Source organism: Photorhabdus sp. RM96S, from assembly GCF_042879335.1.
In the GTDB taxonomy this organism is placed as follows: Bacteria; Pseudomonadota; Gammaproteobacteria; order Enterobacterales; family Enterobacteriaceae; genus Photorhabdus; species Photorhabdus kayaii.
This window is the reverse complement of sequence record NZ_JBHFKT010000012.1, coordinates 29075-49862: the sequence shown is the minus strand read 5'-3', so window position 1 is coordinate 49862 and position 20788 is coordinate 29075. Positions and strand designations below refer to the sequence as shown.

Annotated in this window: 18 protein-coding genes and 1 tRNA gene; 2 read left to right on the top strand and 17 right to left on the bottom strand. The window is 43.2% G+C overall.

Going from position 1 to position 20788, the window contains the following annotated elements; all coding sequences use genetic code 11:
• Positions 1–42: 42 nt before the first annotated feature.
• The 7 genes from ACGF49_RS09420 to prpB form a co-directional block, all read right to left on the bottom strand.
• Positions 43–498, bottom strand: coding sequence for a GNAT family N-acetyltransferase (locus ACGF49_RS09420; RefSeq protein ID WP_113041437.1), 456 nt, complete (start codon positions 496–498; stop codon positions 43–45).
• Positions 499–516: 18 nt separating this feature from the next.
• Complete coding sequence (locus tag ACGF49_RS09415; RefSeq protein ID WP_228899639.1) at positions 517–1365, bottom strand: cupin-like domain-containing protein; 849 nt, start codon at positions 1363–1365, stop codon at positions 517–519.
• Between the two features lie 16 nt (positions 1366–1381).
• Positions 1382–2692, bottom strand: a complete 1311-nt coding sequence (gene ectB, locus ACGF49_RS09410; protein ID WP_191214776.1) for a diaminobutyrate--2-oxoglutarate transaminase — start codon at positions 2690–2692, stop codon at positions 1382–1384.
• 38 nt (positions 2693–2730) lie between these two features.
• Positions 2731–2856: a hypothetical protein gene (locus ACGF49_RS09405; RefSeq protein WP_262405122.1), complete on the bottom strand. Its 126-nt coding sequence runs from the start codon at positions 2854–2856 to the stop codon at positions 2731–2733.
• Positions 2857–3588: 732 nt separating this feature from the next.
• Positions 3589–5040, bottom strand: a complete 1452-nt coding sequence (locus ACGF49_RS09400; protein WP_262977617.1) for a bifunctional 2-methylcitrate dehydratase/aconitate hydratase — start codon at positions 5038–5040, stop codon at positions 3589–3591.
• A gap of 55 nt (positions 5041–5095) precedes the next feature.
• Entirely contained in the window at positions 5096–6262 is a 1167-nt protein-coding gene (prpC, locus tag ACGF49_RS09395; protein WP_228899630.1) for a 2-methylcitrate synthase, read from the bottom strand.
• Between the two features lie 60 nt (positions 6263–6322).
• Complete coding sequence (prpB, locus tag ACGF49_RS09390) at positions 6323–7213, bottom strand: methylisocitrate lyase (RefSeq protein WP_113041441.1); 891 nt, start codon at positions 7211–7213, stop codon at positions 6323–6325.
• Between the two features lie 337 nt (positions 7214–7550).
• Here prpB and prpR point away from each other — a divergent pair, with 337 nt between their 5' ends.
• A complete protein-coding gene (gene prpR / locus ACGF49_RS09385; RefSeq protein WP_228899628.1) occupies positions 7551–9215 on the top strand; it encodes a propionate catabolism operon regulatory protein PrpR in 1665 nt (554 codons plus the stop codon).
• Here prpR and ACGF49_RS09380 read toward each other — a convergent pair whose 3' ends face one another.
• Positions 9216–10187, bottom strand: coding sequence for a GlxA family transcriptional regulator (locus ACGF49_RS09380; RefSeq protein ID WP_113041443.1), 972 nt, complete (start codon positions 10185–10187; stop codon positions 9216–9218). It lies immediately after the preceding gene.
• 301 nt (positions 10188–10488) lie between these two features.
• On the opposite strand from ACGF49_RS09380, the gene ACGF49_RS09375 reads away from it, so the two are divergent.
• The gene (locus ACGF49_RS09375) at positions 10489–11256 is read left to right on the top strand and encodes a DJ-1/PfpI family protein (RefSeq protein ID WP_113041444.1); all 768 of its coding nucleotides are present in this window, start codon (positions 10489–10491) and stop codon (positions 11254–11256) included.
• Between the two features lie 370 nt (positions 11257–11626).
• Here ACGF49_RS09375 and ACGF49_RS09370 read toward each other — a convergent pair whose 3' ends face one another.
• The 9 genes from ACGF49_RS09370 to xerD form a co-directional block, all read right to left on the bottom strand.
• Positions 11627–11848 carry a hypothetical protein gene (locus ACGF49_RS09370; protein ID WP_262977618.1) on the bottom strand — a complete coding sequence of 74 codons (222 nt, stop codon included), beginning with the start codon at positions 11846–11848 and terminating at the stop codon, positions 11627–11629.
• A 102-nt stretch (positions 11849–11950) separates the two neighbouring features.
• Positions 11951–12946 (bottom strand): Rpn family recombination-promoting nuclease/putative transposase, encoded by a 996-nt coding sequence (locus tag ACGF49_RS09365; protein ID WP_387490680.1) that lies wholly within the window; start codon positions 12944–12946, stop codon positions 11951–11953.
• Positions 12947–13144: 198 nt separating this feature from the next.
• Positions 13145–13768 carry a CatB-related O-acetyltransferase gene (locus ACGF49_RS09360; protein ID WP_228899611.1) on the bottom strand — a complete coding sequence of 208 codons (624 nt, stop codon included), beginning with the start codon at positions 13766–13768 and terminating at the stop codon, positions 13145–13147.
• A gap of 614 nt (positions 13769–14382) precedes the next feature.
• A tRNA-Gly gene (locus ACGF49_RS09355) sits at positions 14383–14456 on the bottom strand.
• 150 nt (positions 14457–14606) lie between these two features.
• Positions 14607–16121 (bottom strand): lysine--tRNA ligase, encoded by a 1515-nt coding sequence (gene lysS / locus ACGF49_RS09350; RefSeq protein WP_113041448.1) that lies wholly within the window; start codon positions 16119–16121, stop codon positions 14607–14609.
• Positions 16122–16130: 9 nt separating this feature from the next.
• Positions 16131–17229, bottom strand: a protein-coding gene (prfB, locus tag ACGF49_RS09345) for a peptide chain release factor 2 (protein ID WP_112894413.1) whose coding sequence is annotated in 2 segments (ribosomal slippage) — positions 16131–17153 and positions 17155–17229 — 1098 coding nt in all. Because the reading frame shifts where the segments join, the coding sequence is not laid out codon by codon here.
• A 157-nt stretch (positions 17230–17386) separates the two neighbouring features.
• Entirely contained in the window at positions 17387–19120 is a 1734-nt protein-coding gene (recJ, locus tag ACGF49_RS09340) for a single-stranded-DNA-specific exonuclease RecJ (RefSeq protein ID WP_113041449.1), read from the bottom strand.
• A 5-nt stretch (positions 19121–19125) separates the two neighbouring features.
• On the bottom strand, positions 19126–19827 hold the full coding sequence (gene dsbC, locus ACGF49_RS09335) for a bifunctional protein-disulfide isomerase/oxidoreductase DsbC (RefSeq protein ID WP_113041450.1): 702 nt from the start codon (positions 19825–19827) through the stop codon (positions 19126–19128).
• A 23-nt stretch (positions 19828–19850) separates the two neighbouring features.
• The gene (gene xerD, locus ACGF49_RS09330) at positions 19851–20762 is read right to left on the bottom strand and encodes a site-specific tyrosine recombinase XerD (RefSeq protein ID WP_011147732.1); all 912 of its coding nucleotides are present in this window, start codon (positions 20760–20762) and stop codon (positions 19851–19853) included.
• Positions 20763–20788 lie beyond the last annotated feature (26 nt).

Genomic DNA, 20788 nt, shown 5'->3' with positions numbered 1-20788 from the left:
AGATGTTATTTTTAGTTTTTATTATTTACAAGCTCATTAAAATCATCCCCTAACAATAATTTCAGCCAGCATTTCCTCATATTCATCATAATAGCCCACTTCCACAAAACCAAAACGTTGATAAAATGATTTATGGCGTTCGCTAGTTTCGTCATAACAGACAGTAATCCTGTGACAATCAGGCTGCTGTTTCATTTCATCCAGTAATAACTGCATCGCCGCTCCGCCAATACCTTGGTTTTGGTAAGACTTATCAATCATCATTCGATACAGATTATATTCGTTGGGTTTGCCTTCATTAACGCAGCGCTCATACATTGCAAAACCCACCACCTCCTCGTCGTAGCAGATCACTCTTGCTCTGCAATATTCATTAAAATGTGATTCGACAATTGACTCTGAATTTGGCGCGACGAAAACTTCCTGTCCAGGTTCAACTTCAAGAGACATTACATCCTCATAGTTGTCTTTATCGACATCAATCAAAGATACTTTCATAATTAACCTACTTGCTTTCTAAGAAATATAATTAAGATACGGGCGGTACTTCTCGAAAAAATTTTCGCGCTTCATTAATCCCAAAAGTCCACATAAACTTAGCCAATTGTAATACAAATTTTCACGCGGCATTTTTTCTTTAATGCTCCTAAAACTGACAAGGGCCGAAGATCGAGTATGAAAATCGATATTAAAAGAAATGCTATCAGTCAACGTTCTTACATGATGAAGCATACCCGCTGGCATGATTAATATATCGCCTTGATGCACCTCAATCGTGGATTTGTTTATCTCACCCACATGCTGAATTTCAGGATTATACTCAAACCAGCGCCACCCTCGACGAGAACAAGCATCTCTTTCTTCCCAAGGAATAAAAGAGAATCTTTTACTTCCCTTTATCTGAAAAAATAGATTGTTCGTTCTTAAAGTATCAAAATGCAGTGGCGTTATAGCGCCGGCTGGAGACATAAAAAATTGAACAAATTTCCACCATTCATTGCGATAAAGCTTTGGCAAAATAGTTAGAGGAAAATCACTAACATCATCAAGTAACTGCTGAGCTTGTAAAAAGATAGGAATGTCATGACAATAGGGAATATCGTTACCCATCTCCCCTTTTTTATATGCATTCAGAATTTCTAAATAACGATACATTTTGGTTTGCTCAGAACGCACGCCATTTGCATCAAAAAATTTGATCACAACGTCAATTTGAGGACACTTATCTTGAAAGTATTTAGCATCCCATTGTCTTATCGCAGGCCAGTCTTGCAATAATCCTCGGTAAACAATTACGTATCCCCGAGCAAGTGTCTGATGAAATTCAAGCTGATTAAACTTAGTAAGTTCTACTACACGGCTCATAATTCTACACTCCTAGCTAATAATTGCTGCTAACCGGTAACCTTTGAACTTTACTTTCGACGTGATCACTGTTCCTCGCTTTTAAACTGGCGAGAGCCTGTTCTATAATCTTCAATCCTTTTACAAGTGTCTCTTCATCAATAGTCAAGGCAGGCATCAATTTCAACACTTCATCATTGGGGCCGCACAACTCCACAATCAAACCATTTTCAAAGCAATGCTTCACCAAATACTGTGTTAATGAGGAATCCATCATTTCTATACCTTGCATGAATCCAATCCCTTTAACTCGCAGTACAAGTTCATGATACTCTTTAGCTAAAGCGTTCAAGTGCGTTCGGATTAATTCAGCCTTATACTGAATTATTTTCTGAAAAGAGCTGTCGCCCCAATATTCATTTAACATCGCTTTTGAAGCAACAAATGCTAAGTTATTACCTCGAAATGTGCCGTTGTCTTCTGCCGGTTTCCACACATCGATATCGGGAGAAATAAGCAGTAAAGACATAGGCAGCCCAATACCGCCAATAGATTTGGAAAGACAAACGAGATCAGGTTTAATATTCGCGCGCTCAAAACTAAAGAATGTTCCGGTACGACCACAACCAGATTGAATGTCATCAACGATTAGTAGAATGTTGAACTCTTCGGTCAATTCTCTCAACGCTCTCAACCATTCAACAGAAGCAACATTTAATCCGCCTTCTCCTTGTACAGTCTCAAGAATTACCGCAGCGGGAAGATCAACCCCTGAACTGGAATCGGTAAGTAACTTTCTAAAATATCCTATATAATTAAATTCTCCATCGATATAACCATCAAATGGTAAGCGCGTAATCTGAGAATATAACCCAGGTTGGCGATGATGTTGACTACCTGTTAAACTGAGCGACACCCCCGTCATACCGTGAAAGGCGTTGGTAAAACAAACAATATTTTCTCTTTTTGTATACTTTCTTGCTAATTTTACCGCAGATTCAATGACGCTCGTACCCGTAGGGCTGGTAAATTGTAAACGATATTCAAGCTGCCTTGGTTGCAAAATTTTATCAACAAATGTCGATATAAACTCCATTTTTGCTTCCGAGTACAAATCAAGCCCCATAATAATACCATCATCTTGAATATACTTAAAAATTTGTTGTTTTATGATTGTATTATTATGTCCATAGTTCAGCGCGCCAGCGCCACATAAAAAATCAATGTAACTGTTACCCTCTATATCGATTAAGGTAGAACCTATACCACTTCTAAATACTACGGGAAATCTACGGCAATATGAACGAGCTTTAGACTCATAATTATTAAATATTTCTTCTATTTCCATAATAACTCCACAGTAATTCAGATAAAAGCCAAATTGATTTAAGTCGGAGTAATCTGTTTATACCCGTCATCTTTCAAGTTGCCTCTTTGTTGGCTGCACTCGCTCACCCCGGTCACATAGTTATCTATGCTCCGGGGATTCACTCCCTTGCCGTCGCGATCCATCTTGAAATCCATAGGGTATATCACTATTTTATTCCCTAATCTATTTTTCTAAAAAATAGCCATTTCTGCTATCTGTAATTGTTGCCTGTAATTATTTCCTGTAATTTCTATCTATAATTGTTGCCTTTATAATAGGTATGGATAGACTTGTATTCACATAATGGTTTTGTAAACATAGAACTCCGCATATTTCTAATATCTTTTTTATTCCATAATGTCATTTTTAAATCCACTGCGGTTATAACCCCATTCAAATTATAGCCAATTAGCTTTGTGCTATTTAATTCTCTACTTCGATATATGTTGAAAAATAATAGCCAGCCAACTTATGCGAAGGCAAAAGTAAAACACATCTTGAAATAATTTTTTATATTTAAAGTACAAATGGAACATTAACATAGGCTGAACATTAACACAAACAAAACACTAATAAAAGCCAAACACTAATCAAAAAAAAACGAATATATTAGAAAGAAACCCTCGGAGTTAATTACAAGAGTTATAGTTGTGCTCAACAAACGAAATCATTCAGATATTCAAATGCCACTTTCCTCTTTAACAAAAACCTCCGTAAACCCTTGCCCAGTCACGAAGCTGAGAGACAAAATAAATCCGTGCCGGGCGGCCCACACTACCAATTTGTTTAAGGCGTTGAATGAAATAATCTCTCCTAGTGCTGCCGTAGATGATAGAGCGGCACTTGGGAGAGCGGCGGCCGATAGTATTGGAAATTCAGATAACGTATAAGTCGAGGTATTCGTTTACCGGCATGTTTTCTAGCAACGAACAGTCAAGGGAAACAGACAGGATTCTCCTCTGTTGCGTTTCAGGGAACTGACGTGCCAGGTTGGTTCTGAATTTTTTCAGCAATAATGGAATGCCTTCCTTACGGCGACGAGCATGGCCGATGGGGAATTCAACTTTGACTTCATCGAGCTGGCTGCCATCTATAAACGTAACAGTTAATGCGTTAGCAATAGAGCGTTTTTCCGGATCATGATAATCATGGGTAAAATCAAGATCTTCAACACACACTATTTTTTCCCGCAGTGCATCAATGCGGGGATCTGCCGCAACGCTATCTTCATAATCCGCCGCAGTAAGATGACCAAAGATCAAAGGAATCGCAACCATGTACTGAATACAGTGGTCTCTGTCCGCAGGATTGTTTAACGGGCCTTGCTTATCGATAATCCGTATACAAGCTTCATGGGTACGAATAGTGATTTTTGTAATGTCATTGATAGTCTTACCAGCGTCTTTCAGTTGTTGATGCAGACTCATTGCAGCTTCCACCGCAGTTTGCGCATGAAATTCTGCCGGGAAAGCGATCTTGAACAGCACGTTTTCCATCACATAAGAGCCATATGCGCACTGGAATTTGAAAGGCTGACCATTGAACGAGACATCATAGAATCCCCACGTTTTTGCGGTTAATACCGAGGGATATCCCATTTCACCCTTTTGCGCCATCAGGGCCAAGCGAACCGCGCGGGATGTTGCATCACCGGCAGCCCAAGATTTACGTGAGCCGGTATTGGGAGCATGACGGTAAGTTCGCAGTGATTGACCGTCAACCCAAGCCAATGATACCGCACTCAGGATCTCTTCTCGGTTCAACCCCAACATTTCAGCAACAACCGCCGTCGAAGCCACTTTTACCAGCACAACGTGATCTAAACCGACTTTATTGAATGCATTCTCCAGTGCAAGACATCCCTGTATTTCATGTGCTTTAACCATACCCGTCAAAACATCTTTGATCGTGAGCGGCTTTTTCCCACCAGCAACAGCATTTCTTGATAGCCAGTCAGCCACTGCCAAGATGCCACCGAGATTATCGGATGGATGCCCCCATTCAGCGGCAAGCCATGTGTCATTGAAATCTAACCACCGGATCATCGTACCAATGTTAAATGCCGCCTGTACGGGATCGAGTTGAAACTGGGTTCCCGGTACCCGCACGCCATTGGGCACCACTGTCCCCGGCACAATCGGCCCTAGTAATTTCTTACAGGCCGGGTATTCCAGTGCCTCTAACCCACAACCCAACGTATCCAGAAAACAGTAATAAGCCGTTTCATAGGCAACGGATGATGTGATGGCGTATTCCATAACATAATCCACAATATCCGCAATGACCTGATCATATTCAGGATGATTGCTTGCAACAGAGGTAGACATAATAATTCCTTGTTAAAAAAACACCCATGCAGGAATCTCTGCATCAAAAATAGCGTTACCCACGTTTACTTATTGGCGTAAATACTCGATTTTCTGGCCCGGTATAGTTGGCTGAAGGACGAATAATTTTGTTATCAATACGTTGTTCAATGATGTGAGCAGCCCATCCTGCGGTGCGGGCAATCACAAACAACGGTGTAAACATCGCCGTTGGCACGCCCATCATGTGATAGGAAACCGCTGAGAACCAATCAAGATTTGGGAACATTTTTTTATTGGCCCACATCACCGCTTCTAGTCGATCCGCAATATTAAACATTTTGGTGGTTCCTGCCTCTTTAGAAAGTTGCAGGGCCACATCTTTAATCACTTTGTGACGGGGATCAGAAATAGTGTAAACCGGATGACCAAAGCCAATAATGACCTCTTTTCTCGCCAAACGCGCCAGAATATCACGCTCTGCTTCATCAGGATTTTCATAGCGCTGTTGAATTTCAAAAGAGACTTCGTTTGCTCCACCGTGTTTTGGCCCTCTCAGTGCACCAATCGCCCCGATGATGGCGGAGTAAATATCTGTGCCAGTTCCTGCAATAACCCGGCTGGTAAATGTCGAGGCATTAAATTCGTGTTCCGCATAAAGGATTAGCGAGGTATGCATGGTCTTTTCCCACGATTCATAGGGTTTTTTACCATGCAGAAGGTGCAGAAAATGCCCGCCTATCGACACATCATCAGTTTCCACCTCAATGCGGCGTCCATTGTGGCTATAGTGATACCAATAGAGCAACATGGAGCTGAGAGAGGCCAGTAATCTGTCAGCAATATCACGCGCTCCCGCGAGGTTGTGATCGTCTTTCTCAGGCAATGTACAACCCAGAACGGAGACGCCGGTACGCATAACATCCATAGGATGGGCGGCTGCGGGTAATGTTTCCAGTGCGGCCTTTACGCTACCCGGCAAACCTCGCAGTGCGGTTAATTTCGTTTTATAGGCAGCCAATTCAGCACGGGAAGGCAATTTTTCGTGGATCAGTAGGTATGCAACTTCTTCAAATTCACACTGGGTTGCAAGATCAAGAATATCGTAACCACGGTAGTGCAGATCATTACCGGTTTTTCCAACTGTACAAAGTGCAGTGTTACCCGCACTGACGCCAGAAAGGGCTACCGATTTTTTAGGCTTAAAAGTGGTTAACTCAGTCATCGTGTTCTGTTCGCTCATGGGTATCACCTCTACGGTTTTTATGCCATATAAAACGACGAAATTAGGTGGGGATGTCCGTCATTGAGATTTTTTCTGGGAGAAAAGCACGTCCAGTTTTTGTTCAAAATCGTAGTAATTGATGCTTTCATATAACTCGTTGCGAGTCTGCATCATGCTGATCACGCTCTTCTGTGTCCCTTCTCGGCGGAGTGTGGTGTAAACCTGCTCGGCTGCCTTATTCATTGCCCGGAAAGCAGAAAGTGGATAAAGCGCAATAGAGACATCCACACTTTTCAACTCTTCTGTCGTGAAAAGTGGAGTCGCACCAAATTCAGTGATGTTGGCTAATATAGGAACCCCGGTTGTTGACGCAAATGCTTTATACATATGTAATTCGGTGATCGCCTCAGGAAACAGCATATCCGCCCCGGCTTCAATATAGGCTTTTGCCCGATCAAGCGCCGCGGCTAATCCTTCAACAGCCAAAGCATCGGTACGAGCCATAATGACAAAATTTTTATCAGTACGGGCATCGACAGCGGCCTTGATGCGATCAACCATTTCCTCTTTGGATACAATCTCTTTATTCGGACGATGACCGCAGCGCTTCGCGCCGACCTGATCTTCAATATGCAACCCCGCCGCCCCCGCTTTAATCATGGAACGCACTGTGCGAGCCACATTAAAGGCAGAAGAACCAAAACCGATATCAGCATCCACCAACAATGGCAAATCGCATACGTCCGTAATACGACGAATATCTGTTAACACATCATCCAGCGTTGAAATTCCCAGATCAGGCATACCCAACGAACCCGCCGATACACCGCCACCAGAAAGATAGATAGCTTTATAGCCCGCCTGTTTTGCCAGCAACGCATGATTCGCATTAATGGTACCGACAACCTGTAGCGGGGATTCAGCTTCTATAGCCTGACGAAATGCCAAACCGGCAGAGGAAAGAGTCATATAAGACCTCATTGTTATTATAATGAAACACGTTTGTTATCCAGCAATATACGTACCAATAAAGTCAAAAATAGCTAATGGTTTTAAAAAACAAACACAACAAAAAGTTAATGATTTGTTTTTAAATTAAAAAATAGCACTAAAAATATTTATTAGCTTGTAGGAAAGTACCATTGATAGAAAAACTCATCTGTTCCATAATGAATCAATTACGTTTTATGAAACATGAATGAAACAATTGCGAAACATTGAATTATTGTGATAGGAAAAGCGAATAAAGTTCAGCTAAGAAAAACGAAAACAGCGTACAGAAAACAGCACACAGATGAGGAATCGCATGGCAGAAGCACCATCAGCAGAACGTGATAACCGTGATAAACCGGTCATTTGGACAGTCTCTGTTTCCCGTCTTTTTGATCTCTTTCGTGATATCACACCAGAGTTCGATCATCAGGCCAATATCACGCCTATCCAACTTGGGTTTGAAAATGCGGTTCAACATATTCGTCAGCGGTTAACAACTGAATGTTGTGATGCCGTGCTCTGTGCCGGCTCTAATGGCGCCTATCTTAAAAGCCGTTTGTCAGTACCCGTCATCATTGCTAAGGCCAGCGGTTTTGATTTTATGCAGGCATTGGCCCGTGCACGACAAATCAGCTCCCGTATTGGTGTTATCACCTATCAGAATACATTACCTGCGCTAGAAGAATTTCAGCAACGGTTCAACTTGCGTATTGAACAACGCAGTTACGTAACGGAAGAAGATGCACGGGCCCAAGTCAATGCACTAAAAGCCATTGGCATTAAAGTGATTGTCGGTGCCGGGCTAATTACCGACCTCGCCTATGAAGCTGAATTGGTGGGTGTTTTTGTCTACTCTGCTGATTCTATTCGCCAGGCATTCCATGATGCACTGGATATTGCCAGAATGACCAAGCTCAGCCAAGCTTCAATTTCTGCCTATCCAACCGAGAATAGTTTACGTACCCGCCATACTCTCAATGATATCCGGGGAGATTCAGCGGTAATGGAACATGTGCGCAACACTATTATGCTATACGCCCGCTCGCCTGCCACAGTGCTAATACAAGGGGAAAGTGGTACAGGGAAGGAGCTGGTGGCACAAGCCATTCACCATGAATATGCCCTGCGGTATGGTCAGATTACAGGTAAACATCAACGGCCATTTGTCGCCGTTAACTGTGGCGCCATTGCTGAATCCTTACTGGAAGCTGAATTGTTTGGTTATGAGGAAGGCGCTTTCACCGGATCTCGGCGGGGAGGTCGTGCAGGTCTTTTTGAGGTTGCGCATCGAGGCACACTATTTTTGGATGAAATTGGTGAAATGCCACTGCCTCTTCAAACACGGCTATTGCGGGTACTGGAAGAAAAATCCGTTGTCAGAGTAGGAGGACACCGCCCTATTGCCGTTGATGTTCGGATCATCTGCGCCACACATTGCGATTTGGATACCTGGGTTCAAGAAGGGCGTTTTCGAACAGACCTGTTTTATCGCCTAAGTGTATTGCGCATCAACATTCCGGCCCTCAGGGAAAGAGGTCATGATATTGGTATATTGGCGCTGGAATATCTGCGACGAGCATTTGCTGCATTAAATTTGCCGGTATCACAATCAAGAGTGCAAGAGCTTGCTGCTTGTCAGGAGGCATTGCAAGCCTATCATTGGCCCGGTAATGTCCGGGAACTACGTAATCTTATGGAGCGGCTCACGCTATACCTTAGTGCCCATCCTGAGCATACCTTAACACCGGAATTGATATTAGCGCTTTCACCGGAGCGCCAATCTACACTCAAGCTGGCAGAACAAAGTATGAAGTCTTTCCCCTCTTTAACTCAACAATCTTCACTTGTTGCACCACTTTCAGCTCATGAAACCTTGAAACGATTTTCTGGCAATCACCATGCAACCGCGGAATATCTGGGGATTAGCCGTACTACGTTGTGGCGACGATTGAAGAAAGAGATGGCAGGGAATAAATAGCTAAAATGTTGCCTTGAAGTGCTTACGGTAGTCCTGTGGAGTGCTACTGAACGCCCGGAAGAAACTGCGGCGTAAAGTATCTTCACAGCCGAAACCGCAACGGGAGGCTATGCACTTGAGCGATAGCGTAGATTCAACCAAAAGATGACGCGCCGCTTCTAGGCGGAATCGCTCCACCGCTTTGGCTGGCGTAATCCCTGCATGTTGGCCATAGTGGCGCACGAAACTACGCTCACTCATATTGGTACGAGCAGCCAAAGCTGCCACTGAAAGGTCTCCCGCCAAATTGTTAATCATCCAAGCGTGCAGATCTGCAAATTTACTGGTACTGCTTTGTAATGCCAGTGGAGCACTAAACTGTTCCTGTCCACCAGGACGTTTGAGAAACATAACGAGATCCCGCGCAACATCCAGTGCCAGTTTATGACCGAAATCTTCCTCCAGCAATGATAGAGCCAAATCAATTCCTGCGGTGACACCAGCAGAAGTCCACACCGGACCATCCTGAATAAAGATAGGATCACATTCTACCCGCAACTTACTGTAACGCCGGGCCAGTTCGGCACAGCTATTCCAGTGCGTAACGACTCTGCGGCCATCAAGCAACCCGCAAGCAGCCAGAATGAATGCCCCGCTGCATACAGACACAATACGCCTAGCCAGCGATGCATGTCCCTTTAACCAATTACGCAATGGCGGATGGTTCGCCGCTGACTCAACGCCAATGCCCCCTGCAACAATCAGAGTATCGGCAGGAGAATCCAACTTAGGTAAAGGTTCTGCCTGCACAGTTATTCCAGCCTGCGTCATTACCTGTCCGGGATCACAAGCCACGACTTTTATGGCATAAGGCCGTTTGTGACCAGATTTCTCTGCTAGCTCATTAGCTGTGGTAAAGACCTGCAATGGCCCTGAAAGGTCCAGCAGATTTACGTTGGGGAAGATCACAAAATAGAGAGTTTTAATGTCCATAAGGCAATTATGGCACTTGGCGTAAATCGTCGCAATATTGTCATATACGCCAATTAGTTTACGGTTACAGTTGTTCTATACCCAATGGATTTCAAGATGCATCGCGACGGCAAAGGAGTGAATCCCCGGGAGCATAGCAAACTATGTGACCGGGGTGAGCGAGTGCAGCCAACAAAGAGGCAACTTGAAAGATGACGGGTATATCAATTTACTACCGGGAATACAGATGTTCAGCGATCGCTAAAAATAGCGGCATATGAATTTCAGTTCTCTTTTCAATCTCGATAAGGAAAACTTCTCCATGAAAAACACATCTAAGGAATATCCTGCGACATTATCTTCATTAATGAATACATCGTCTGGAGAAAAACCCACTCTCGCTTTTGTCATTTTCCCAGGCATGACGCCACTTGATATGATTGGTCCCGCGACAGTTCTTGAAGTAGGAGGATGGTTAAATATTGAATATGTCTGGCGCGATTTACTTCCGGTGCGTACTGAGCTGGCACATATATCATTTTCACCGAGCACTACATTTGAGCAATTAAATAAAGTGGATATTTTGTGTGTTCCCGGTACAGGAAATCCTTATGCTTTGCTTGCCGAATTAGACATGCTTGATTGGATACATAAAGTGGGAAGTAAAGCATCTTGGGTCACCAGCGTGTGTACAGGATCTATCCTGTTAGGGGCCGCAGGCTTGCTAAAAGGGTATCAGGCGGCGACTCATTGGTCGATGATAGACGATCTCAACAAATTCGATGCAATACCGGTTAATAAAAGAGTCGTTATCGATAGAAACCGGGTTACAGGAGGTGGAGTCACCGCAGGTATTGATTTCGGTTTAACATTGCTTGCTGAAATCAAAGGTGAAGAATATGCCCAAGCAGTCCAACTAGCGATACAATATAGCCCAGAACCCCCGTTCAATAGCGGCATGCCAGAATTCGCCGACAAAGAAATAACCCATGCCACACTTCAAGCTATATTTTCCAATGTGGAAAAACAGACGCCTGATTACAAAGAAATCTTAATTAAAAGCGCCAAAAGAATATCAGATATCTACTGAATCTATTTTCGTATGATGGCTTAATTCAACCTGTTTCAGCATTCGCTTATTTACCAATAACGGAAATATTTCCTATTCTAAGAACGGCTAATTCAGAGGTGCATACATCCAGATTTGTTTTTTTTAGATTAAAAGGTATAGGCAACCAATCCGGTTGCCGCTTCCAAGAGAAAATTTATCGAATTACGATGTTTCAAATATTCTATTTGAGGAATATTCTTTAATTATTCAAATACTATTTCAATTAAAAAGCTTAATACCCGACAGAAAAAGTATGATTTCAAACTTATCCAAATAATATACCGCTTATATGTAAAGTTTTGCCCACTTATTTACACGAATTTTCATGCCAATAAAGTGTCAGCATAAGTTAATCGGCTATTTGTTCAATCTTATTCCGGCTCATCACAATGATTTTAATTATCGTTTCATGGTCTATACCATTGTCTATCATTGCATACACGATTTTCACAAGCGCCAGTTTTCTACCTATCTGTAATCCTTCTTGGTATGCCTCTTGGTATGCTTCTTGGTATGCTTCCTGAAATCCTTCTTGGAACGCTTTCTGCTCCAGTTTTTGCGCTATTGTCACCAATTACCTCCTCATATTTCTAGGGGACGGTCCCGTTACTCGCTGGACAAGCCCCTCTTCTAACACGAATCTTTAAATACCGATTACGGCTCTCAGCACGAATCAGTGATGTATTTGTTCAAGTTCTTTCTGGCTCAACCCTGTGTTTTTCATTATTGTTTCACGATCAATACCATTGTTCATCATTCTACAGGCGATTTCCAGAATCGCCTGTTTTTTACCTTTCTCTTCGCCTTTTTTTTCACCTTTTTTTTCACCTTTCTGTAATCCTTCTTGAAGCCCTTCTTCGCGTGCTTCTTGACATTTTTGAAGCCCTTCCTTAAGCCCTTCCTGACGTGCTTTATGTTCCAATCTTTGCACTATTGTCATCAGTACCTCCTCATACTTCGGGAACTGTTCTGCCAGTTGCCGGATAAAACCTTCTGGATCGGCGGTATCTCCCACCAGTAATATGTAGTTTAGCATGCTTTCTAACTGCCCTTCCGCATAGTAATCATACGCCAGCAGTATGGCCAGTTTTTGCTGTAACTCCGCCATATCACGTTGCCGGATATGTTTTTGTACTATTTCCAGTAATGCAACCCGTTTGTGCGTCAGGATTTCATCATCCGGGATTACCGTCACATCTACCAACGGAAACGCGCTGGAATAGATCTCTTCCGCCAGAGCCGAAGCATCGAAGCAGTCGAACCAGTTGGTGCTCCACGGATACGGCCGTATTTTTCCGTGATAAAACAACACTGGAATAACCAGCGGCAATTTTTCATGTCCCTGCTCCAGATGCCATTGCATTGCTGAAATACTGTAACGCATCAGCCGGAATGCCATCATCTTATCCGGGGAACTCTGATGTTCAATCACACAATACACATAACTCTCACCCTGTGTAGTTTTTAGTGAATACAGAATGTCGGAATAATGTACCCGCAGATTGTCCTCAATAAACGACCCCGATTCCAATCGCAGTGTATCAAGATCACAAACTGCCCGTAATGTCGCAGGTAAGTGTATCTCTAGAAAATCTCTGGCGGTATCAATATGACTTAAAAACTTTTTAAAAATAGCATCATGTGGCGTCGGTGTATTTTTTATTTTCATAAGAGGATAGTAGCATATTTTATATTGAAGGAATATTAAATAAATACCGTTTGCGGCTCGAATGCCGAAACGGTATTTAAGCTAACAATTAATGGACTTCGGTTAAATAATTCAGCAATAGAACATTTTTAAAAAACATACTTAATTAATCTAATCAAACCTAATTAATTATTTTACGGAATTAATTAACTGTTTTTCTTAATATGATCTTACAGCAGATTTTAATGCCTTAATATCCGAAGAACAGAGATAGGGTTTTAAAGCATTAAATTTCTCTTCTGACCAATCATATATTTTTAACACAAGTAACTCATTGATAATGTGCGGCTCAAAGCGATATTTAACTAATTTCGCAGGCGTTCCAGCAACAATACTATATGGCTCAACATCTTTAGTGACAACGCTATTAGCAGCAACAATAGCGCCTTCTCCAATAGTAACACCTGGCATAATCATTGAACGCATACCAAGCCACACGCCATCATGAATATGCGTGTCACCTTTGCCTACATATGCCTCTTCGATATATTCCATGAATGGATATAAACAGAACCAATCCGCTCTGTGCGTATTATTTCCACCCATAAGAATGATGGTTTCAGCACCTATGCAAACATAATCGCCAATATACAATTTATCAATTGGCCACTTAGATTCCCATTGAAGACTGATCTTATCACCATACAAATAGCGAACGACAGATTCTTCAAAACCGCCACTCCAGCAATCGCTATAATAGCTATGGGTTCCTTTGATGACAATACTCTGATTAGTTACAGCTTCATGTAGGAATTGAATTTTTGACCAATGTTTTTCTTTCATGGTAAATAGTCTCTATTAATTATTCATTTACCATATACCCGTCATCTTTCAAGTTGCCTCTTTGTTGGCTGCACTCACTCACCCCGGTCACATAGTTATCTATGCTCCCGGGGATTCGCTCCCTTGCCGTCGCGATGCATCTTGAAATCCATAGGGTATAGAATGCTTTCTATGGTGATGTATCCGCATTCAAAAATACATCACGCCTAGCTGATTCGGGGTTGATTTAATAACGGGATTCTTTTCATATTAGACAATGAGTTAGTTATTAACTTATATACCCGTTATCCTTCAAGCTGCCTCTTTGTTGGCTGCACTCACTCACCCCGGTCACATAGTTATCTATGCTCCCGGGGATTCGTTCCCTTGCCGTCGCGATGCATCTTGAAATCCATAGGGTATATACCCGTCATCTTTCAAGTTGCCTCTTTGTTGGCTGCACTCACTCACCCCGGTCACATAGTTATCTATGCTCCCGGGGATTCACTCCCTTGCCGTCGCGATCCATCTTGAAATCCATTGGGTATATCAATTATCATTCGTAAATTCTTTTGATTTAATTTACATCATATCAAAAGGTATATTTTCAATGCGACAGCATTTTTTAGAAAGACTGGAGCGAGCGAAGGGAATCGAACCCTCGTATAGAGCTTGGGAAGCTCTCGTTCTGCCATTGAACTACGCTCGCTTAGGGATAACATAAATTATTATAGCGGTTTCGTTGGTATCAGCAAGTCATTATCTGTTTAAATTGTCTATATTTCAGTCAGTTGAAAATAAAAACTCCCCTGCCGGCCATGCCACAGAGGAGTTAAAATTTGAAATTTAATTCAAACTGTTATTTCTGCGGGCGCATTGCCGGGAACAGAATGACGTCACGGATAGTATGACTATCTGTCAACAACATAATCATACGGTCAATACCAATACCCAAACCGGCGGTTGGTGGCATACCGTGTTCCAAAGCCGTTATATAATCTTCATCGTAGAACATGGCTTCGTCATCACCTTCGTCTTTCTGGCGAACCTGTTCAGCAAAACGTTCAGCCTGATCTTCGGCATCATTCAATTCCGAGAAGCCATTACCAATCTCACGTCCACCAATAAAGAATTCAAAACGATCAGTGATAAACGGATTTGCATCATTACGACGCGCTAGCGGAGAAACTTCTGCCGGATATTCAGTGATAAAAGTGGGTTGAATCAGGTGGCTTTCCGCCGTTTCTTCAAAGATTTCACACTGAACACGGCCAAGGCCCCAACCTTTTTCCACTTCAATACCAAGAGATTCAGCGATAGCCACCGCTTTATCCATATCATCCAAATCAGCTATGTTGGTTTCAGGACGATATTTACAAATGGCCTCTTTCATGGTCATTTGGGCAAATGGTTTACCGAAATCAAATTCCTGCTCGCCATATTTAACCAGGGTATTCCCCAAAATATTCTGCGTCAGGGTACGGAACAGCTCTTCTATCAGAACGATCAGATCTTTGTAATCCGCATACGCCATGTAGAGTTCCATCATGGTGAACTCAGGGTTATGGCGCGGAGATACACCTTCGTTACGGAAGTTGCGGTTAATTTCAAACACACGCTCAAAACCACCAACAACCAGACGTTTCAGGTAAAGTTCCGGCGCAATACGCAGATACATATCAATATCCAGCGCATTGTGGTGAGTAATAAATGGACGTGCCGAGGCACCACCAGGAATAACCTGCATCATTGGTGTTTCCACTTCCATAAAGCCTTTACTGACCATAAAACTACGCAGAGCCAATAAGACTTGAGAGCGAATTTGGAAAGTTTTGCGCGATTCTTCATTCGCGATTAGATCCAGATAACGCTGGCGATAGCGAGTCTCCTGATCAGCCAAGCCGTGGAATTTATCCGGCAATGGACGCAGCGCTTTTGTCAGCAGACGCAATTCAGTACAGTGAATGGAAAGTTCACCGGTTTTGGTTTTAAACAGTTTGCCACGAGCCCCCAGAATGTCTCCCAGATCCCATTTTTTAAACTGTTCGTTATAAATACTTTGCGGCAGATCGTCACGGGCAACATATAACTGAATACGACCGCCCATATCCTGTAGCGTGACGAAAGAAGCCTTACCCATGATGCGGCGCGTCATCATACGACCGCCAACCGTCACTTCAATATTCAGTGCTTCCAACTCTTCCTGAGTTTTGTCGTCGTATTTCGCGTGTAGATCTTCTGAAATATTTTCACGATGGAAATCATTCGGGAATGCAATTCCATTCTCCCGTAAAGCTACGAGTTTTTCGCGGCGAGTTTGCAGTTCATTATTTAAATCGGGAGCCTGTTCCGCACCCTGTTGTTGTTGTGACATTTTAGTTCCTCATAAGCCAGCTTTAAGGCTTGCTTCAATGAATTTGTCCAGATCACCATCCAGCACCGCTTGTGTATTGCGCGTTTCAACGCCGGTGCGCAAGTCTTTGATGCGTGAATCATCCAGAACATAAGAGCGAATTTGACTACCCCAACCAATATCGGATTTATTCTCTTCCATTTCCTGTTTATTAGCGTTCTGTTTCTGCATCTCCAGTTCATACAGCTTCGCTTTTAGCTGTTTCATCGCCTGGTCTTTATTTTTATGCTGAGAACGATCATTTTGACACTGCGTCACAATGTTGGTTGGAATATGGGTAATACGCACCGCAGATTCTGTTTTGTTAACGTGCTGACCACCCGCACCGGATGCGCGGTAAACATCGATACGTAAGTCTGCTGGATTAATTTCAATATCAATATCATCATCCACTTCAGGATAGATGAAAGCAGAACTGAATGAAGTATGGCGACGACCGCCAGAATCAAATGGGCTTTTACGTACCAAACGGTGAACCCCCGTTTCAGTACGCAACCAACCATAAGCATAATCGCCCATGATCTTAATCGTCGCTGATTTCAGGCCAGCAACTTCACCGTCTGATTCTTCAATGATTTCCGTTTTAAAACCTTTGGATTCAGCCCAACGCAAATACATACGCATCAGCATACTTGCCCAATCCTGAGCCTCAGTACCACCAGAGCCTGCCTGTAAGTCAAGATAACAGTCAGCACTGTCGTACTCACCAGAAAACATGCGGCGAAATTCTAACTGACCTAGCTTTTCTTCGAGCTGTTCCAGCTCTACCACGGCTTCATTAAAAGTCTCTTCATCGTCTGCTTCTATTGCCAGTTCCAGTAAACCTTGTACATCTTCCAGACCCTGCTCAAGCTGATCGATAGTTTCGACAATCTCTTCTAATGAGGAACGCTCTTTACCCAAAGCCTGTGCCCGCTCCGGTTCATTCCAAACATCAGGCTGTTCCAATTCAGCATTAACTTCTTCTAAACGCTCTTTTTTGACATCGTAGTCAAAGATACCCCCTCAGAACCATTGTCCGTTCAGACAAGTCCTGAATGTGGTTTTTTACCGGATTAATTTCAAACATATTTTAGTGTCTTACGTTGTGTAGTCGGAGATAAATGGATAATTTTCGAACCGCGTATTGTAGCGGATTTGGCACAGGGTTTATAGCACTTCAACAGATTTGTCACGTATTCATACGAGAGTACGTGACAATGACTGACTACCTGCTGATCAAACGGTTAATAAGGCCAGAGATGTTGGATCAAAAGCTGTACATTACGGTTGCCACGAAATTCATTAACATCTAGTTTATAGGCAAGTTCTACTTCGCGGACACTGTTATCCGGCCAGCGGGTAGGATCGATATTGAACGCAATACCATCCAGCATCGGCCCACCGTTTAATGGCTCCACTATCACTTTTAAATGACGCTCTCCAACAATGCGCTGTTGCAGTAGTTTGAATTTACCGTCAAAAATAGGCTCCGGGAATGCCTGCCCCCAAGGACCGCCATCACGCAACATTTCTGCAATGTCCAATGACAGTTCATTAATTGCTAATTCCCCATCACTCCAGATAACACCTTCAAGTTGCGAAATATCTAACCAATCCGCCATTAGCGTAGAAAAGTGATACTGAAATTGTTCGAATTTATCCTGTTCAAGTGACAAACCGGCCGCCATTGCATGACCACCAAATTTAAGTATCAACCCCGGATGCAAAGTATCAAGCCGCTCAAGCGCATCACGCATATGCAATCCCTGCACTGAACGACCAGAACCTTTCAAAATACCGTCACCGGCCGGTGCAAAAGCGATAACAGGCCGATGAAAACGCTCTTTAATCCGGGAAGCCAAAATTCCAACTACCCCTTGATGCCATTCTGGATGATAGAGCGCTAGCCCATAAGGCAGTTCAGTGCTGGTACGTTCAAGTTTGTCACAGATTTGCAGTGCTTCCTGCTGCATTCCCTGCTCTATTTCACGCCGAGTCTGGTTAAGACCGTCCAGTTCACAAGCTATCTGACGCGCCTTTGTTATGTCGTCAGTTAGCAATAAAGTGACGCCAATGGACATATCATCAAGGCGACCAGCGGCATTCAGTCTTGGCCCCAGGAAAAAACCCAAATCGCTGGCTGTCAGCTTATAAGCATCACGGCTGGAAATTTCCAATAATGCACGAATCCCCACACAACAACGTCCTGCACGAATCCGGTTCAAGCCCTGATAAATCAGAATCCGGTTATTAGTATCTAAAGGTACAACATCGGCAACAGTTCCTAGCGCAACCAAATCCAACATCTCGGCCAGATTCGGCAGCGCAATTCCTTGCTTTTCAAACCACTGATCTTTCCTCAGCGCCGCCCTTAAGGCAGACATCAGATAAAATGTGACACCCACTCCGGCCAATGATTTAGACGGGAACGAACAATCGGCAAGATTAGGATTAATAATGGCATCAGCCGCCGGCAAAACGTCACCCGGCAAGTGATGATCCGTGACAATCACTTTCATACGGTGCTGATGGGCAGCCGCAACCCCTTCATGGGAAGAGATACCATTATCCACGGTAATAATCAGGTCAGCGCCTTTTTTGACGACCTCTTCTACCACCTGTGAGCTTAAACCATAACCATCGTCAAAACGATTTGGTACCAAATAATCCAGATGGCGATATCCCATCGAGCGTAATGATCGGATCGCCAATGCCGTGCTAGTTGCCCCATCAGCATCAAAATCACCGACAATAACGATACGCCAGTGTTCATGAAGTGCAGTCAACAAGAGTGCCACCGCCTGTTCCACACCACTCAGATGCTGATAATTCAATAACCCTTGGACACCACGTTCCAATTCATTAGCTTGCTGGATACCACGAATGGCATATAAGCGACGCAGTAGTGGATGAATCTGTTGTGGAAGGTGACTGTCATCCACCACCGGGCGGCGGCGGAGTTGTGTTTCAATATTCACTAAACTTATTTACCACGTTGCGCCAGTGCCGCTGCCAAAGCCTCTGGTGGCATATATCCACCTAACAGACTGCCATCCTTAAGGACAATCGCCGGCGTTCCTTGGACGCCAAACTGGAGACCCAATTTGTAATGGTTAGCAATATCCACTTTACAGCTCTTAATTGGCAAAACATCTTCATTTTTAAACGCAGCATCTAATGATTTCTGCGGTGTTGCGCTGCACCAGATAGATTGCATATCTTTAGCAGATTGGTGCTGCATACCCTGACGAGGAAACGCCAGATAGCGCACAGTAATACCCAGTTTATTGTACTCTTGCATGTTTTCATGCAATTTATGGCAATAACCACAGGTAATATCCGTGAAAACGGTAACGACATGCTTCTCTTTTGGCGCTTTGTAGATGATCATTTGATCTGTCATTGCTTCCAGCTTTTTCATCAACAATTGATTACTGACATTCACAGGAGAGCTACCACTGACATCATAAATTGGCCCTTGCAATAAATATTTCCCGTCATCAGATAGATAAATGATCCCTTGCTCGGTCACTACCGTATTTAAACCAACAATAGGTGATGGCTGGATGTTCTCTGCTTTTATCCCTAGTTTCTGCATTGTTGTATGGACAGCACCATCATCAGCAAGCGCATTTCCATTAAACCAGGCCAGCAAAAGAGGGAAACATAACACGCTTTTTTTCATTTTCGGTTCCTTTAAATCCGTGCTCACCCTCGCGGATGATGTTGTTGATGTAGCAATTTGAGCCGTTCTGTTGCTACATGAGTATATATTTGTGTTGTAGATAGATCACTATGCCCCAATAACATCTGCACAACTCGCAAATCAGCGCCATGATTTAGCAAATGCGTGGCAAATGCATGACGTAAAACATGAGGAGATAACCGTCCAGTATCGATTCCAGCCAGCAACGCATAATGTTTAATACGATACCAGAATGTCTGTCGGGTCATTTGTCGCCCTCGGTTGCTCGGAAAAAGGACATCCAACGTTGCACCATTTAGCAGCCCAACTCTCCCATATTCCAGATAATTCTCTAGCCAATAAATTGCTTCTTCCCCTAAAGGCACTAATCGTTCTTTATTCCCTTTACCAATCACTCTCACCACGCCTTGACGCAAACTGACATCGGAAAGTGTCAACCCTACTAGCTCAGATACCCGCAAACCACAGGCATAAAGCACTTCAAGCATGGCTTTATCCCTTAACTCTACCGGCTGATCTGTACAGGGCGCATTAAGTAGATCTTCTACCTGCTTTTCACTTAAATCTTTAGGCAATCGCTTTGGTAATTTCGGTGCAGACAAAAGTGCTGTCGGATCATCTTCCCGCATTTTTTCCCGATAAAAATAGAGAAACAATTGGCGCATGGCACTGAGTAAACGCGCCGAACTACTGGCTTTATATCCTCCATCCACGCGTTCTGCCAGAAAAGAGTGCAAATCTATCGTCTGGACAGATAATAAATTATGACCATGATGTATCAACCAGTTATCCAATGCCTGCAAATCCAACCGATAAGAAGCAAGCGTATTTTCCGCAAGATCATGTTCTAACCAGATAGCATCAAGAAATTGTTCTATCAGTGGATTAGTCAACTGAGTTGGTTGTTTTGACACGAAATACTTTCCTTAAATCTGTACAT